This window comes from Ornithinibacillus halotolerans, from assembly GCF_014637405.1.
Lineage (GTDB): Bacteria > Bacillota > Bacilli > Bacillales > Amphibacillaceae > Ornithinibacillus > Ornithinibacillus halotolerans.
Window position 1 is genome coordinate 1 of the sequence record NZ_BMEY01000008.1, and the last position, 16,822, is coordinate 16,822.

17 protein-coding genes and 1 pseudogene are annotated in these 16,822 nt (G+C 34.6%); all 18 read right to left on the reverse strand.

The annotated features are described in order from the left end of the window. Positions 1 to 712: 712 nt before the first annotated feature. Positions 713 to 1,462, reverse strand: a complete 750-nt coding sequence (locus tag IEV35_RS09110; protein ID WP_229740696.1) for a hypothetical protein — start codon at positions 1,460 to 1,462, stop codon at positions 713 to 715. A gap of 183 nt (positions 1,463 to 1,645) precedes the next feature. After that, positions 1,646 to 1,966 (reverse strand): hypothetical protein, encoded by a 321-nt coding sequence (locus tag IEV35_RS09115; protein WP_047184049.1) that lies wholly within the window; start codon positions 1,964 to 1,966, stop codon positions 1,646 to 1,648. Positions 1,967 to 1,996: 30 nt separating this feature from the next. Next, positions 1,997 to 2,440 carry a DUF7878 domain-containing protein gene (locus IEV35_RS09120; protein WP_047184050.1) on the reverse strand — a complete coding sequence of 148 codons (444 nt, stop codon included), beginning with the start codon at positions 2,438 to 2,440 and terminating at the stop codon, positions 1,997 to 1,999. Between the two features lie 36 nt (positions 2,441 to 2,476). Further along, the gene (locus IEV35_RS09125; protein ID WP_047184051.1) at positions 2,477 to 2,929 is read right to left on the reverse strand and encodes an SMI1/KNR4 family protein; all 453 of its coding nucleotides are present in this window, start codon (positions 2,927 to 2,929) and stop codon (positions 2,477 to 2,479) included. A gap of 54 nt (positions 2,930 to 2,983) precedes the next feature. Then, positions 2,984 to 3,466: a hypothetical protein gene (locus IEV35_RS09130; RefSeq protein ID WP_047184052.1), complete on the reverse strand. Its 483-nt coding sequence runs from the start codon at positions 3,464 to 3,466 to the stop codon at positions 2,984 to 2,986. A gap of 36 nt (positions 3,467 to 3,502) precedes the next feature. After that, positions 3,503 to 4,180 (reverse strand): DUF3885 domain-containing protein, encoded by a 678-nt coding sequence (locus tag IEV35_RS09135; RefSeq protein ID WP_188384369.1) that lies wholly within the window; start codon positions 4,178 to 4,180, stop codon positions 3,503 to 3,505. A 45-nt stretch (positions 4,181 to 4,225) separates the two neighbouring features. Then, the gene (locus IEV35_RS09140; RefSeq protein ID WP_188384370.1) at positions 4,226 to 4,672 is read right to left on the reverse strand and encodes a hypothetical protein; all 447 of its coding nucleotides are present in this window, start codon (positions 4,670 to 4,672) and stop codon (positions 4,226 to 4,228) included. Continuing rightward, entirely contained in the window at positions 4,669 to 5,031 is a 363-nt protein-coding gene (locus IEV35_RS09145; RefSeq protein WP_188384371.1) for an immunity protein CdiI family protein, read from the reverse strand. The genes IEV35_RS09140 and IEV35_RS09145 overlap by 4 nt, the downstream gene beginning before the upstream one ends. A gap of 98 nt (positions 5,032 to 5,129) precedes the next feature. Next, positions 5,130 to 5,966, reverse strand: coding sequence for a DUF1835 domain-containing protein (locus IEV35_RS09150; RefSeq protein ID WP_188384372.1), 837 nt, complete (start codon positions 5,964 to 5,966; stop codon positions 5,130 to 5,132). Positions 5,967 to 6,219: 253 nt separating this feature from the next. Next, the gene (locus IEV35_RS09155; RefSeq protein WP_188384373.1) at positions 6,220 to 6,432 is read right to left on the reverse strand and encodes a hypothetical protein; all 213 of its coding nucleotides are present in this window, start codon (positions 6,430 to 6,432) and stop codon (positions 6,220 to 6,222) included. A 468-nt stretch (positions 6,433 to 6,900) separates the two neighbouring features. Continuing rightward, a complete protein-coding gene (locus IEV35_RS20385) occupies positions 6,901 to 7,239 on the reverse strand; it encodes a PadR family transcriptional regulator (protein ID WP_308419778.1) in 339 nt (112 codons plus the stop codon). Between the two features lie 969 nt (positions 7,240 to 8,208). Continuing rightward, positions 8,209 to 8,811: pseudogene (locus tag IEV35_RS09165) on the reverse strand (hypothetical protein). A gap of 76 nt (positions 8,812 to 8,887) precedes the next feature. Further along, positions 8,888 to 10,156: a hypothetical protein gene (locus IEV35_RS09170; protein WP_188384374.1), complete on the reverse strand. Its 1,269-nt coding sequence runs from the start codon at positions 10,154 to 10,156 to the stop codon at positions 8,888 to 8,890. A 148-nt stretch (positions 10,157 to 10,304) separates the two neighbouring features. Continuing rightward, a complete protein-coding gene (locus IEV35_RS09175; RefSeq protein WP_188384375.1) occupies positions 10,305 to 10,457 on the reverse strand; it encodes a hypothetical protein in 153 nt (50 codons plus the stop codon). Between the two features lie 25 nt (positions 10,458 to 10,482). Further along, the gene (locus IEV35_RS09180; protein WP_229740697.1) at positions 10,483 to 10,782 is read right to left on the reverse strand and encodes a hypothetical protein; all 300 of its coding nucleotides are present in this window, start codon (positions 10,780 to 10,782) and stop codon (positions 10,483 to 10,485) included. Between the two features lie 58 nt (positions 10,783 to 10,840). Then, positions 10,841 to 12,805 (reverse strand): GIY-YIG nuclease family protein, encoded by a 1,965-nt coding sequence (locus IEV35_RS09185; protein WP_188384377.1) that lies wholly within the window; start codon positions 12,803 to 12,805, stop codon positions 10,841 to 10,843. Positions 12,806 to 12,867: 62 nt separating this feature from the next. Further along, positions 12,868 to 14,136 carry a GIY-YIG nuclease family protein gene (locus IEV35_RS09190; protein WP_188384378.1) on the reverse strand — a complete coding sequence of 423 codons (1,269 nt, stop codon included), beginning with the start codon at positions 14,134 to 14,136 and terminating at the stop codon, positions 12,868 to 12,870. Between the two features lie 1,043 nt (positions 14,137 to 15,179). Further along, positions 15,180 to 16,571, reverse strand: a complete 1,392-nt coding sequence (gene rlmD / locus IEV35_RS09195) for a 23S rRNA (uracil(1939)-C(5))-methyltransferase RlmD (protein ID WP_188384379.1) — start codon at positions 16,569 to 16,571, stop codon at positions 15,180 to 15,182. Between the last annotated feature and the right edge of the window lie 251 nt (positions 16,572 to 16,822).

Sequence of the window (16,822 nt, forward strand, 5' to 3'; positions counted from 1 at the left end):
TTTTATCAGATGGTATCCTTTTTGTTTACTAGGAAGAGTTAGAATATTAAAAATAAACGTAGCACTTACCATTCGAAATGGAAGTGCTACGTTTTTAATTATTACTGGGGTTTTGTCCCAGCCTCTTAGTTTTGTCTATGCTTTAATATTCTTGTGTACCATAAGATTAAACATCTGCTAAAACCCCACCCCTCCAACCCGCATTCCACCGTTTGAGTCATAATAAAGTTTTGCTTCGGAACCCTTATTTTTATCCAATTTTGGATTAAAATCGGTCGTTTTCCGGGCCTTTTTCGGCTGTTTTTTCATGGTTTTTTCGCAGTTGGGATAAAGTTCTGCTAGAACAGAGGGAAGTAAATAAGAGAGAAAAGAGATAAAGAAATAAGATAAAAGTATTGGATGATTATTGATTTTTTATTGAATTGGTATTGAGTGAGATATTGGACAAACCCAGTAATATCAATGGGTTAGGAACATAACAGTATTGAAAAGATATTGAAAAAGACATGAAAAAACTCGGGCTCCCGATGAGGAAAACCCGAGATATTGTTGAGGTTTATATTAAAAAAGCAAATGTTTATTCTTACAGAATTGGTGGTAAAGTTAGCAAGAGTTTATTATGACAAGAAATTGTTTATTCGAGATCTACATAGTAGAAAGAAGAATTTTAGAAATAAGAAATAGATTTACTCCATAAATTACTTTCTTTAACCTATGCAATACTTCCACCATGCATCGAGAATATATAGAAATCTCCATGATCGGTTAATGTCCATCCATCGAAGTAGGAACTGGCATGAAATACGTCCAAAAAGATATTGTCAAATTGAATAATCAGAAGGGGACATTGCTCATATAGCCGAATATCTTCAACCTTTTTACCAACCAATAGTTCTTTAACCGATTTCCATTCACTTTGGTTAGATTGAATATCTGTTTCTCCTAACAATATTCCACCTGTATCCCGAATTCGCCAAGGACATTCAATGATGATTGCACCTTTTTCCAATTGAATAATGAAATGAACTTCTGAATCAATGGCGGTAACTTTTTGTCCAATCAGTTCCTTAAACGTGATATTACTTATTTTTGTATGCCAGAGCTTACGTGCATGAGCAACAATCATTTCATTGATTTTTCCTTCCGTATAGCCATTCTGATTATCTCCATACTGAAAATCATCAATGGCATCACTGATTTCCTGCCAGTTCATCTGTTCCTTGAATAATTCATGTTCGATTGTACAGTCATAAATTTCTTTTACTAGCAACATGGCATTTTCTACTGGTAATAACAATTGAGAATGAAGGTGTTTTACATGATATTCCACGCATTGTTCTTTCGAAGGTACTTCCCATTGAATACTTTTCATCGCATCGTCAAACATCTTTTCCATTTCAAATATATTTAATTTCTCATTCTTATCCATACTGGCTAATTTCTTAATTCCAAGTACATCCATATGCAAATTATGATGTGCCCACTCTACGTAATCGAAAGGCTTTACAGTTCCTATGTATCTTTTATAATATAATTCTAATAGTTCTATCGGAATCCCCTCTATCCCCGTATAATATGTTACAAATGCCTATTCTAAGACTTTAAGTTAATCGGATTTTTCGTTTTAAGCTCATAGCATAATTACTCATTTAAACTGATACCCATATTTTTTAAGTTGTCTTTCTAATTGCTCTCGCTTCACTTTCCCATTTTCTTGATATTCAGAAGGATAATGTTCAGTCATAAAAACAGGTGCATCAAAACTCAGCCAAATATTCCGATAGATATTATGTGCATCTTTTACAGTTAAAAATCCTCCATTTTCCAATTCAATATCGTCATCTACGGCAAATTGAAATCGACAACATACACATATTTCAAAAGAGCCGAACTCTAATTTTTCACAATTACCATATGCTGGTTCGTCCAGTCCTTTATAACCGCAAACGGGACAACTATATTTCATATTACAAGACCTCCTGCCTCACCATCAACATCAAAATATCCACTTACTTTTTATGAAATCATCTATATTAAATCCATAATTCTTTAGTAATTCTCTATCTAATTCGATCAGGAATAACTCTACTGCCTCAATTATCCTATCAAAAGTTAGTAACTCCTTAGATTCATACAACTGCCAAATTGAAAATATTGTCCAGTAGTTTTCCTCTATTTTATTAAACGCTAAAATAGGACCTTCTCTTTCATCGTGTTCAATGGTATAGTAATAAAAGTTCTCTTCCCGCCTCCAGTTCTTTAATGCTATTCCAAACTCAAGCAGGGCTAGTGAAGGTTCTAAGAAGAAACAATGATCATTCACAAATACTTCTAATCTACCTTGTATATCAACTAATAGCTTACCGCTTCTCTTTTTTATAAGTTTTGGCTCAATAAAGCTCTTTGTATCTAATTCAAATTGCAGCTTTAGCGTATTCAAAATATATACACCTCTCCAGTTAAATAAAAAGAATAATCAATCTTCCAGGTTAGTTAATTCATTTAAAAATGATTCGAAGTCTGGAGCTAATTCAGTAATTTCTTCTCCATCATGATCAATGAGGATAATGGGTGGATTTTCATCTGTATTTCTATAATCAAAAGCAATCCAAGTATGCCCGTCTCCTGAAATAAGAACAACTTTCTTCGGCAATCCCCACTCTTCAATTAAATATTCACTTTCCAGGATACTCTCTTCTCCGCCTATGCCTCTAATATAATCTATATTAATATGATCATCTGCCCATGATGTTGGGAAATTTGTTGGAAACGAATCATAGCTGATGTACCCACCATTCTGCTCTTTCAAAAGACTTATGTAACTTTCAGGTAATTTAACTTTTAATTCCTCTTCCGCCTTTTCCACCATCTCCGTAGTTATTGGCTTAAAACTATATTCCTCGTCCACTTGCCAGATATTCTTATTCATCAGGATTCCCTCTTTCTTTTTGGTTTTGGCTTTTTTCGTCTGTAAATAATCCCTTTAATAAGGAGACTCAAACCTTTCAACGAATAATCCAGATTGTAAAACAGCATCTATTGCTTTCATACATTCTCTATCCGCTCCAATGTACATATAATAATCGTACCCAAAATGAACAAAGAATTGCTTCTTATATCCTAATTTACACCAAATGGCATTCCTTAATGTCAATTTTGCTAATTCTCTAACTTCTTGAATATTCACAGCTTTTTCTATCCAAATCTTTGATAGGAACTCTTTATCATGTTGATTTCTAACCTCGTCAGACCATTGTTCTAAGGCAATCACATAAACCCTATCTAAGCCTATTTCATCCATAAATGAACTAATGGCGTTTATATAATTTTGCTCTGTTTTTAGATATTCCTCTATACTAACCTTTGTTCCTACATCCGAAAATTCAGTCCATTCTTCATGATTCAGATAATTGCCATCAACATCCCTATTTAAGGGATCATATTTTGTTACTCTCCATGAATACAATAATCAATCTCTCCTTCATACTGAATATTTCAAAGATTACTTAAAGCGTTGATCGATTTCTTCACGACAATATTCATCAATCCAATCAGCATACTTTTCATAAATAGGGCGTATCGTTTCCATATCACTTGCGATAACTTCACACCCTCTATCATCATAGATATAAAAAATAACATTTCTAGTTGCATTAATAAAAAATACATCTGGCTCGTACAAGTTATATGGATTATGTATTCTTGGTTTTGCTGGTGGGAAATCTTGGTTACAAATTGCTTTTATTAGAGTTGAATAACGAACATCTTGTTTGTGGCATTGTACTGAAAATTGGGATGTACACTTTTCCTCAAGCTCTTCTTCATCATCAAACATATAGGGTAGAGTTTCTTGTGTTAACCGCAAACGGACATCTTTACTTTTAATATAATGAAGATAGACCTTAAACTTCCTTCTACTTCTTTTTTTATAATTTCTATACCGATACATATTCGTTACCAAAAAGATTTGATCATCGGCTGAGAAAAGATCATTAAAAAGTGTAATGGCTTGATCATAGACTGCATTAAAATAATCAGGATTTAGCTCATCTGTCTTCTCCTTCAATTGATATAATCCTTTAGCTAATTCAAAATGAATACCTTTATTCCATTGAGAATAAAGACTTGGCTTTAGAATCAGTCCGGGGAATGTAGTTTTTATATATTCTTTTATTTCCATTCTTTATTGTCTCCGTTCTAGTATAATCTTAGCTCGATACGTATTTTAATCCTCTGGTTTTTCGTTCAAAACCCAATAAATTCGAGCTTCGAAATCCAATTGCAAAACGGGGCGTGGCAATTCGTCATGTACAAACACTAACTCTTTCCCCAACCCAAACGTAAAGTTCCCAATTATCGAAGTGTTGGTATCGGTCCAATCAGAATCCGTACAATACTCTCCTTCTATTAAATTACCGACTAAATGATAACTTCCAATATATAAACGTAATCCATTTTCCATTTCACCAAACTCAGATAAATGGCTTGGCTTAGAAGGATTAATTCCTAACGCAGTAAATACCTCTATTATGGATGGATCTATATACTTAACCGCCTCCATATAATTTTTACAGTACAAACACTTGCACAGTTCAATATCTTTTTCATAGAATTCTTTTGTTTTACCTACATCAACTTCTAATGACCAGTTCAACAGCCTGATTAGTTTCATTCTGTTCCCTCAACGCCATTTTGACTTTTTGCATAGAATCTCGCACTGGTAGATGGTATGAATTTTATATTGTAGTTTCCACCAATTTCCTGTTTCACTTTTTCTGTTAAAACGAGCCCGATTCGATTAAATTTATCTTCCAGTTGGGTCCCGTTAGGAAGCGATTTATCTAGTTCCCAATCAATCCATTCCCCATACCTTACTGCCCAAGATGACAATTCCTCTGCTAATTCATCTGAGATCGGAACGTCTTCTATATCGAGGTTACAACCGCACCTATTACACCAAATCGGATCTGCCCCAACATCTCCTTCTATTTTTAAATCATTTGTTTCTCTGCTATTACAACAACAGTTCATGGATGATGACCCCCATTTTTAATTAAAAGTTGGTACTTCCTTAATCGTCAACAAACGCCATTCTTGTAGCCGACCTAAAGTAAGTGCCCTTTTATACTTCAATAAGAAGTTAACTTCAAACTATAAAAACGTCTTGCCTTCAGATCACCTTCTAGTTCAAATACCCCAGCATCAATCAATTTCCTTATTCGATACTCAAGAAAAGAATCCCCTACGTATTGTTCCAAATGCCCCAGTACCTCACCAATTACTCTAGCTACACTTATAAATTCATTATGTTTACCAAACAGCCTTTTTGCCTTTTTTACAATGAAATCATCATAATAGTCTTCAGTGATACTTTGAATCCTTCCATTCCGCCATATTCTTAACGTTTCTTGACTTTCACCAAGAGAAAGCCATTCCCTTTCTATCTCCTCTCGATCATGGTCTGTAAATAATGTGAAAAACTGTCCAAAATCCTGTTCATAAATAATTTGTAACTTCTCGGGAGGTATTTCACCTGTATGAAGTATCGTGTATTTTACTTTTTTTACCTGAAGAAGCTCTTTATATGCTTCTGTCGTGTTAATCACCGTGATATCAATGTTCTTCTCCTTTAAAAGGTGTACAATATACCGCATCCCTGTTTGTTCATGAGCGTTATCGGAAACCCAAATGGTCACATGCTCGCCTTCAGGTATAAGTTTGATTTGATTCATTACCATTTCGAAATGTTCTCTGTAACCATTGTATTCAAAAAACTTATCGCTCATGGATTGTTCCATCCACTCATCTCTTGATTTTACGCCAATCTCTTCATTTAACCTCCAGACTGGGCCTATGGAAAATGTATCATTAAAAGAAATTATCCTTTCCTTTTTATCAAGACCCATCTCTTTTAAAGCAAATCGCAAACTACCCGAAGCTGATGCACTAGATAGAATATGTATCATCCTTTTTTACTCCTCTGTTGTATGACTTATTTCTAGAATCTTGCACTGGTAGTTTAAATCGTTTGTTTCACGGCTATTACAACAACAGTTCAAAGATATTGACCTCCTATTTAAATAAAAGTTGGCACTTCCTTAATCGTCAACAAATGCCCCTCTTGCAGCAATAGTTGCTTAGGATCAACAATCTCATGTAACAATATTTTTGATTTTTCTCGTACCTTCAGTTCAACTTTATTCGAATTTAATAAGTTAGCTATTTGCAGGTACAATCTTTATAAGGTTCAGTGTGATTACGAACAAATTGCAATAATGCTCGGAGCTCCCACTCTTTTTCAACACCGTTAAATATATCTAATTGAACAGGATAATCGAATCCCGGAATAACATCATCCGTCTTTGTTAAATCTAGTGTTCCAGTACCTAATCCCATTATCTGGTCTGATGCTAAATAATAGTAATATGTCATTTGATAACCTCATTTATGTTGATGGTTAAATGCACTGGTATATAACAAAATTGCTATCCCTACAGGGATTTCAACCAAATTCCAGTATTTCATCACTCTCTCTATTTAATATTAACCAGTAATACGGTATTGTCCATATGAAAGTTTCGGCTTCAAAATGTTTCTCCGCTACAACATATAGCGGTTGAACATCCTAGTACAATTAAATAATGAAAAATTGTTTCTCCACGTCTAATCTTCCGTAAAACCATCGACATCTACTATGTCCCAATCGAAATTTACCATTTCAACCGCCCTTCTCTCCCATGGGTTCACATTCCATTTTCTCTTATAAAATAATTACGAATGAAAACAGAATTGATGTTGGAGGGCCTTTTGATCCTAAAATGTGAGGAAAAACACTGGAAAGGATATGATTCTATACCGTGGGGAAATAAACTGAGAGAGAACTAGATACAGACTGAACGCTTACCGGACAAAGGATTGGAGGTATACATAATTGAAAAAAGCGACTGGATTTGGATTGAATTTTAATTGAAAAAGGGGATGAATTACGATTAGATCGCCGTTGATTTTGGCATAAAAAAAACCGAAGGCAAACATATTAGACTTTTTCTTCTCGACATTCACTAGATTATTTTTCTCAAGCCTCATGGTAATCGTATAAACAGTGCCCTCAACTACATCTGTGAAGCCAAGTTTTCGTAGCTGTTGTGTAATTTCATAGCCGTAAGTTTCGCCACGGCTTATGATTTCAAGTACACAACCTTCAAGCACTCCTTTCAGCATTTCCGTAATATTTTCCAAAAATCCACCCCCATTTGTTATTTTGTATTATTTTTATCAGCGTTCTGTATAACAGGAATTATGCGAGAATGGTATTTAGTTATACTAAGTACCAGTATATAGTAACACAGAATAGTTGTTTGTCAAGAAATGTTATTAAACCGCCAAGTTACTTTAAGTACATTCCTTTCACAATATCTAAGATTTCACTTTGATTTTACTCTATATATTAAATAGCCATAACTCGCTTTAGGTTATTTCCTCTTATTTCTTATCATTTTCTTCTTCTCTACTGTATATATCTGTTTCTTAGTTGGTATCTCCCCAAGTCCCCCTTAAACCCTTGCCTTCCTTGACTCACCCACATTCTTCTTCTTTCCAATCTGCTATTAAGTTCTTCCCCAAAACACCCGTTTTCACCCTCTTTTTTCAGTTCCGGTTTGTATCAAATATTCAGACAATGTTAAATAGATGGTATTGGTAATGGAGAGAAGAATTAGGAGAAAAGACGGAAAATGAAGCCATTTTGGGACGGTCTTACGGTTAGGAAACACACTGAATAGAGATTGGAAACCCTACGGATTTATGTGGTAAGGATAACAACTGAAATGTGATTGGATACCTACTGAATCCAGTAACGACAAGGGCTTGGTGCGACTTTTTAACTTTTCGGTTAAAAAGAAAAAGGGACGAAGTCCTACTGGACCTGCCCCGAATTGATATTGATTTTTAATTAAAAAAACCGATTGAATGACGATTGGTTACATAATAGACTGCCCGCTGGTCTTCCTGATTCCTTTGCCGTTTGGATACCAACTATAAAGCAGTAGGTACCGACTTTTTAGCATGGAAACCAACTGTTTGGCAGGGGGATACAATAGAAAAAAGAATTTAGAATAAAGAAGTCTAGTATAGTTCTCCCCGTTTTTTTCATTAGATGCCGTTCATTGAACAAGAAAATGAATGCTATAATTAAATCAAATTTCCCCACTATATAACAAATTCGAAACCGGTCGGTTTTTGGAATGGTACTTTATACTCCTTGAAGACTAATTTAAACTTAGAGGTATCGTTGGGTAATGCAGGCGATACAATGAAAGTAAAGGTTTCATGTCCCATAGTTCCTCCACCGCCTTCATTTCGACAATCATAATGAGTTTTTTCTCCTTCTATTGAGAGTTCAAAATGGGTATGTTCTCGCTGATGCCACTCAGATACGTCATCAGTGGAGTTGCTGTCGATATTTAAATGAACAACACTTGCATTTTCAAACTGTCGTATAAAAGTTACCGAGTAAAATGTATCATCTTTTTCAAATGACTTTAATATAGGTACATTTTTAAGAAATCCTTTTGGCTCTACAATTGGTTTATATATTTCTTCGTGTAGAAAATCTGAAAAGATGCTGTTGAGGAAATCCTCATAAAAGTTATATTTTTTTGACCAACTTGTAATAAGATGTTTAGTTGGAAAACCGGGATTATTATTCGAAAGATCCTTTCATTGCTTAATTAAATGACAGATTTGTTCATCTATTGATTCTATCTGTTCATCATAGTGATCTGTTGGTGGTTCAAATGCTACCCTTTTCATTTTCTCGCCTCCAAGATAAATAATTTAGTTTATTTTAATCCGGTAAAAGAGCTACTTGTTGAGAAGTCTGCTCTTACTACAATTCGTTCAATTCAATAACTTCCCCGTTATTCGCCTTTACTGCATATTGGCAATCTAACTTTCCACATAATACATAGTAACCTTGCTCAAAATCATATACATAATATGGTGTCAGCTCAATCAATTCTTTTATTTTTTCAAACGCTTCCTCTTTTGCAATCTTTATTTCTTCTACTTCTTTTAATTCCATATACGTTTCTAAAAACGGCTTATTATCCATGTAATTCAATACTTCATAAGTACCCGAGTCAATGAATAGCTTCATTTTCCTTTTGAATACACGCTCTTTCTGTTCCTTTTTCTTTAATGTTGCATGGATGTATCCCTTATCTCGATATAGCGACTTTAATGCCCATTTTCCTGAATCCTTCGTGTATACTTGACCTAAAAATTTTTGAATGGTACTGACACACTTTTTAATTTCTTCCTCTGTGATTGGCCGTAAATCTGGATGTGGTTCACACTGAAATGCCTGATCAGGTGTTACATTTTCAATGAGTGACAGTATTTTACCTTGGAAAGGTTTTTGAATAATATCATCCCACTCTATCACTTTGTCCATTTGCAAAGAAAACTTATCATCTACAAAGAATTCATAGGTTAAGGTAGAAGAACAATCATTTTTAATATAAATCTCCTCGATTGCAAATGCAGGAACGAGCTTTTTTTGTTCAATGACTGGAAACTCAACTAACTTCAATTGTTCCTTAGCTAACTCTTCTACTTGTTCAAGAGAAAGTAAATATTTTTCTTGTTTTACAAGTTCTTCAGAAGGAAACTGTCCATATACAGAAAATAAGGTGAGCCTCCCTTCTTTATCCAGTTTTAATTCAATATAACCTGATGGAGAAACTGCAACCCCATCTATACATTCCTTGAAATGAAGCTCCCTTTCTTTTTCCTTCCAGAACTCAAACTGCCTTCCATAAATCAGACCCGTTTCCCTTTCAATCCACTTGATGATTTCATCCCTGTTATTCAAATCAAACGTCATACCACCAACAGTCGAAATTCCCTCACTAAAAATCACATGTTTTGTCTTTTTTGAATGGATGTCTATCTCAATACATGCTGTTCCTTCTGGATTATAGGTTTCATCATCCCAATTTTTAATGTGATTTGGAAACCATTCCATGCTTAGTCTATAAACCGTATCTTTGAAAATTGTTGTATTACGATGAATGTCAAATGTATGTAAATAATATTTGTGTAAACAGTATTTTTCTCTTGTAATATCAATTAATTCTTCTATTCTCTTGTCCATCTCAATCACCCCATATTCTGGTAAGGTAAGTAATGTCCAACACTCGCCAATATTGTTACACCTCTTATGCTGGACTACATATTCTCTCAATATGCCCCGTTCTTTTGTCAAACCTATAGTGTTCTATTTACAGGAAGGCAATTTTAATCTAATAGATGTCATCCGGTTCATTATAATAATGAAATTCATCTTCTATCTTTCTATGACATTCGGTACAATACAGCCAATATCCAAATTCCCCTTCGACGGCATGTACGCCCTTATTACTTTGACATTTACAGAATTCGCTCTCTTTGCTCATATACGTTACCCCTTCTATTAGTTGTTTACCTGTTCCGACTAGCCGCAGCTTGCTTCAATGCCAATTGGATTTCTCTTTTAGCCTCTTGTTCGGCAGACTCTTCTCCAACATTAATCACAAAGTCTCCCATCATCATGTTGAAATGAGGCTCATGTTTAGAATTAATAAATATTTTTCTGAATACTTCAAAATGGATTGACTTTACAGTTGAATAAACGTTAGATACAATATCATAACCTCCCGCTGCTCTTCCCGCCTCCTTTGCATAGCAACATTCACCTTGGTCAACATAGCAATATTGGAATATTAGGATGCTATCAGCCAAATGATTTATACTAGGCTCCATACACCGGAAGTTGTTGTTAGTGAATGGTCAGTATCACTCATTGGGATTTCCAACATAATGGACAGAATGGCTTTGCCAATAGGTGATCACTGCGTTTTTCCCACTCATATGAACAATTGTTACATTTAGCAGTTACTTTCTCTTTACTTGAGATGTAATTAAATATAGTAATTTTATCATTTGATCTAACGTTTATTTTCTCTTGATATTTTTCTGCTCTAGTTTGATGTGTTTTATCGTTTTGTTTCACTACTTTCTTAGAAGTGGATTTAGATTTCTGACCCTTTCTAATTCCGGGTAATTTTCTTGATAATAACCTTTTTACAAACGGATTGTCGTGTAGATCCTGATTCAGACATTTTTCAAGGCAAGAATATGATTCTGAAACTTCAACTTCAAATCTTGTTTCTTTATCAATTAATTGCTGAATTTCATTTAACACAACAGATAATTGAACTAATTCCTTATCTCTAATTGTATAATCATTAATCCCATGCTTAAATTCAGCTAGTATTGAAATAAATGAGTTATCCTGTTCATTATCTATTAAGCTAGTAATTTTAAACCGTTCCGGTCTGAATGCAAACATACTGTAAAAGTCTTGTTCATAATATCCAATTCCAGACTGACAATTTCTTGTCGTCTCATTTTCAATATAATACTGTTTTTCATATTTTGTTTCTTCATTATTTATGTAACAATAATCTATCCTGAGAATATCAGGGTCTTTTCTAATGTAACTTCTGCTTATTCCATTATTTGATATGTAAATATTTATATGACAAGTATTCAATAAGTCATCATCCATGCTTAATCTCATTGTAAGATCTTTAATATTATCACCTAAAGTAAAAGGCTCGAATTGGCATGATGGAAATATCATTTTGTGTCTTTCACTTCTGTTTTGAACTTCCCGATCTATGATTTTATCAGTAATTTCTTGATAAGGCTCTTCTTTATTAACCTTAATTTCATATTTATTCTGAACCTTATCTATATGGTTTTGAAAAGTTCGATATAAATCTACATCACACTTCCTAGATTTTAAGTAATCTTGGAATTGCTCTTTATACAATTTATCATTATGAATTACACTGTAAATAAAGTTTTCTTTTGCCTTCTCACTGTATAGTTTCTGTTTCCTAAATTCCTTATTTATATCACTCTTAAAAGCATCTAAAGCACTACTAAATTCAAATCTAGCGACTACATAATCCCCATATAGTTTGTCTTTCTTTTCAATCATTGGTCTCATTTCGTCATAATCAGGTTTGTATTGTTTATACAGGTCATCAAGGTTTGAATTTACTTTTTTAAATTTTAACAGCGTATCCTTGTTCCATTGTTCTTTTCCATTCAACGAATATTCAATACCTTTAGGTGTAGGCATTGAATGTTCAAAATTAAATTTTGTAAACCCATAATTATAATAATCGTGAATGCCCTGAATATCCTCCATGATTAAATCCATATAATCATTAATTTCCTCTTCATTCATTTGTGTATTTGAAAAACGATATGGAAGGCTCTTTAGAAAGGAATTTAATTGATTAAAACCAAAAAATGAAGGCAATAACTTCCGAAAATACTCCTGCTCCTTATCTTCTAAGTTTTCCATATCTGCCTTATCTAAAATGATCATGTGAAAGTCTTGTAAAGAACAATTATTTTCTAGCATATATTTGAATATCTTACAGGATTTAAAATTCCCTTCGTAAAAAGAGGAACCTTTGGAAAAGAAATAACGTTCGTATTCATCATACGAAAGTCTATTCAAGGCAAATATTTCAGAATAATGTTGTTTGTACCTTCTTTGTATATCCTTCGATTGCCCAATATAAACAGGAACAACTCTATCATTAGTAAAATTATCTATATAAATCATGTATATACCAGACGTTTTGTATTTTGTTTGTGGTGTAACTTCTCTATGTGAGTTAGACTCTATTAATTGTTTTACTTGATATTTCAACTTGTTTATCACTCTTACGGCCTTGTCCATACAGCACCTCCAAGAATACAATCATAAACATGAAATGAAACACAACTTTTCTCTTTGGTAGTTTACTTGCGTTGTTGTTGTTTTTGTATTAAAGCAATCGCTCTTTCTCGACGTTCTTTAAATTTCATAGGTGGTTCGTTATCTTTTGTTAAACGTTCAATCGCTTCGTCTAAGATGCCGATTTCATTGTCGTAGTCTTTCAGTTTTCGATAGGCCATTGCATATGAGTTATATAACGCTGGAGCATCGTAGCCGTTATAACGGGCTTTATCGAATAGCTCAATTGCTTTTTCAATGTTTCCGTTCTTCCGCTCACTGTCCCCTTGTTCCCAATAAGAATGACCTTCATCAAAACCCTTTGACCAGTCGTGTAAGTTCCGTATATCTTTCAGTGGAACTCGATTATGTATCGGGTTAATTTCAATTTCCTCTGTTAGTTTTAAATCTATATCACCAAATTTATCTTTTAACAGCTTCAACACATCTATCAGATGGTACGTTGGTACGTTTCGTCCGATTCTTTCCAATGCTTTCTTTTGGTTCGATTCATAGTTCGTTACATAATCATCTCCAAGGTATACCCAAGCAGTAACGGATTTTGCAAATCTAGTTTTAAGAATTTTATTTCCGTTAGCTTCTAATAAGGCTTTGGTTTCACTGAGATACTTGTCCAAATTCCCACCATAGATTTCTTTGGTGTCATGCGTATTCCCGTATTCGATTACTACCCTCTTTAGATTGTCGTACTCCACGGTATCAAAAGCTCTAGGTTTTATTCCAAAGTAATGTTCTTCAATATCACTTGGATAAAGATAGGGAGCTTTTTCGAATTCCAACTTCGGTGTATTCGGGCTGCGATCATATCCATTCCCTCTTTTAGTCAACAGAGGAATGATTCGGTTAGTTAACTGATGGTTTGTTTCATTTAGGATTCGTGTCATTTCATCAGACTCTAGCTCTATTGCTTCATCTTCGGTTAATCCCTTTTTCACAAAACGTACATCCGTGTCATACATTTCACGGATTTTTTCCGCTTCATAGGCTCGCTCATGGTGCCTTTTATACCTGTCTCCACGCCCTTTTCCAATATAAAATATTTCACCCGTATCTTTAATGTACCAGTGATACACATAGAAATCCTTTGCGGTACTGTCAGTTGAAACACCCACAGGTGATGAAGATATAGATATGCCTAAATCAAAATCCTCATTGATACTTGGGCTTATCGGTTGAATCGGTTCCCGTCTTTTGTACTTTTCTTCGATCTGATTCTCTTTGTCTTGTCGTTTTGCTTTCTTTTTTCCAAAAAATAACCTACTAAACAATCCCATTAAAACACCCTCCCCCTTTTTAGGTTCATAGCTTCTACTTCCTATTCTATCAAAAAATAGAACCTTACTATAAATCCTATTTCATTTGCGAAACAGAACTAAATTGATATTGTAAATCCACTAGATACAAAGGAGCAGGAAAACAACGGGGAAAGGGACTGAACGATACCTGAACCCAATATTGGAAAGTGATTAAGGGATTATTGAACATATAAAATAGACTGAATCACTATTGGCTCCAGCCCGAATTTGTATTGATTTTTAGTTTTAAAAACGATTGGATGATGGGAAAAACATCCGAATACTTATTGATTCTCCCACTTCTTTTTCCCCCTAAAAACCAACAAAGTTCCATTGGATTAGAACAAGGTTACTTAAAGAAAGGGAAAGTAGAGGGTGACAGGAGACACCTATTTCACCAATAATTCATACAACATTAACACTCTTACGATTTCCATCCTAATGCAACATAATACACACTCTTTCCTCTTACCTCCCTATTCCACATTCCGGTTGAAATATTACAAAATCAACTGAATTTCTTTTCTCTACTATGTACAATTAAAAAATTAATCTCCTAAAACCCCACCCCTCCAACCCGCATTCCACCGTTTGAGTCATAATAAAGTTTTGCTACGAACCCCCCATTTTCACACTTTTTCGGTTCAAAAATGACCGTTTTTCGGGCCTTTTTCGGCTGGTTTTTCATGGTTTTTTCGGAGTTATAATAGAGTTTTGATAACAAAATAAAGAAAAATAATGGAGTAAAGATATGAAGAAAAAAGATAAAAATATTGGATAAATATTGATTTGTTATTGAATTAGTATTGAATCGGATATTGGACAAAGCCAGTAACATCAATGGTTTGGGAACATAACTGTATTGAAAAGATATTGAAAAAGGCGTGAAAAAACTCGGGCTCCTGATGAGGAAAACCCGAGAAATTATTGGACTTGTATTGAAAAAGCAAAGGTTTATTATTACAGAATTGGCGGTGAAGTTAGCAAGAGTTTATTATGGTTGCCAAGAGTTTATTCGAGATCTACATCTTGTTTATCAGTATTGCAACACATTCCACATGCATCGTATGCGGGAATAAGTCAACTGGTTGAACTTCTACCAACTCATATCCGAACGGCTCCAGTTCTTTTATATCCACTGCAAATGAATCTGGATTACAAGATACATAGACAACACGTTCTGGCTGAGCGCGACCAATTCTGCGCATTACTTTTCCACCAGCACCAGAACGAGGAGGATCTAATAATAACAGTTCAGGAATGCCAAAGCTTTCTAGTACTTCATCAATCCCACGTCTGGCATCTTTCGCTAGGAAATATGTGTTATCAATTCCATTATCCTTCGCATTTCGTTTTGCAGATTCAATAGACGTTTCCACAATCTCAATTCCCGCAAGCTTCCCTACACGGTTTGCAAATGGAAGAGAGAATGTACCAACACCACAGAACAAATCAATCATTTTTTCTGTTTCTTTAGGTTGAGCCATTTCCAGTGCTAGCTCTACTAATTTCTGCGCTTGTGTCGGATTAGTTTGGAAAAATGTATCAAACCAAATACGGTAACGATATCCTAGCATTTCATCATAAATAAAATCACGACCTGCTAGATTATACGTTTCTTCTGCTTGTGTACGGTCAGCCCAGTCGGTATTTTTAAACCACATTAAACTTTTTACTTGAGGGAAATTCTTAGTAATTCTTTCTTCTAAGTCTTTTGCTGCAGCTTCTAGTTCACCAGTTGGAGATTCGGTTGCAAATAATCCTAACATCACTTCTCCTGTAGCAAATGACTGACGTACCATCAAATGACGTAGTAAACCTTCATGTGAATCTTTATTGTATCCAGATAACTCATAATCCTTAGCCCAATCTGCTACTTCCATCGTTGCTTCTACCATTTCCTTACCAGCAATTAAGCATGTTTCTAGTGAAATGATTTTTCGGAAGTTTCCTAGTTCGTGTAATCCAAGGGAACCATCTGGAGCAAATGTAAACTCCATCTTATTTCGATAACGCCACGGATCTTCCATCCCAATGGTGTCATGAACAAGAGATGAGTCAAATCCTTGTTCTTCCAAGACTTTCTTCACATGATTCGTTTTTTGATTTAATTGTCCTGTATATTTCCAGTGTTGCCACACACAACCTCCACAACGGTCAAAATGTGGACATGGTGCCTCTACTCTTTCTGGGTGAGCTTCTACAATTTCCTCAGGCATTACTCTAGTTCGTTTACGCTCAGGTTGTCCTACTGTAACACGAACCTTTTCACCAGGTAGTGTTTGTGGAATAGTTAGCTTCAATTTGCGAGGATTGACCTCACCTATATCACGCCATACTACCGCACGCCCTGAACCTTTTTTATCTAAATCATTTATCTCCGTAATATATGTTTCACTTTGTGTTGTCGTCAAAGCAAATCCTCCTCTCAGGTACTACATATATATAGTCATGCTCTAGCATTCAATCTTAACATATCAAGCGATTTGCATACTAACCTATTATAGCGGAACTATGCTGAATTGAAAATGAACATTTATATAGGATGTTTACTAATAACTTTCTAATCTCAAGATATTTTTTCCATCTCCTCTTGACAACGAATAAAATATTGCTATTATGGTTATATACACAACTATATAACCGCAACACAATATAACTCCAA

Coding starts and splice junctions, on each gene's coding strand:
- IEV35_RS09110 (WP_229740696.1), bottom strand. CDS start 1,462: ATGGATGTACTTGGAATTAAGAAATTAGCCAGTATGGATAAGAATGAG.
- IEV35_RS09115 (WP_047184049.1), bottom strand. CDS start 1,966: ATGAAATATAGTTGTCCCGTTTGCGGTTATAAAGGACTGGACGAACCA.
- IEV35_RS09125 (WP_047184051.1), bottom strand. CDS start 2,929: ATGAATAAGAATATCTGGCAAGTGGACGAGGAATATAGTTTTAAGCCA.
- IEV35_RS09135 (WP_188384369.1), bottom strand. CDS start 4,180: ATGGAAATAAAAGAATATATAAAAACTACATTCCCCGGACTGATTCTA.
- IEV35_RS09140 (WP_188384370.1), bottom strand. CDS start 4,672: ATGAAACTAATCAGGCTGTTGAACTGGTCATTAGAAGTTGATGTAGGT.
- IEV35_RS09145 (WP_188384371.1), bottom strand. CDS start 5,031: ATGAACTGTTGTTGTAATAGCAGAGAAACAAATGATTTAAAAATAGAA.
- IEV35_RS09150 (WP_188384372.1), bottom strand. CDS start 5,966: ATGATACATATTCTATCTAGTGCATCAGCTTCGGGTAGTTTGCGATTT.
- IEV35_RS09155 (WP_188384373.1), bottom strand. CDS start 6,432: ATGACATATTACTATTATTTAGCATCAGACCAGATAATGGGATTAGGT.
- IEV35_RS09170 (WP_188384374.1), bottom strand. CDS start 10,156: ATGGACAAGAGAATAGAAGAATTAATTGATATTACAAGAGAAAAATAC.
- IEV35_RS09175 (WP_188384375.1), bottom strand. CDS start 10,457: ATGAGCAAAGAGAGCGAATTCTGTAAATGTCAAAGTAATAAGGGCGTA.
- IEV35_RS09185 (WP_188384377.1), bottom strand. CDS start 12,805: ATGGACAAGGCCGTAAGAGTGATAAACAAGTTGAAATATCAAGTAAAA.
- IEV35_RS09190 (WP_188384378.1), bottom strand. CDS start 14,136: ATGGGATTGTTTAGTAGGTTATTTTTTGGAAAAAAGAAAGCAAAACGA.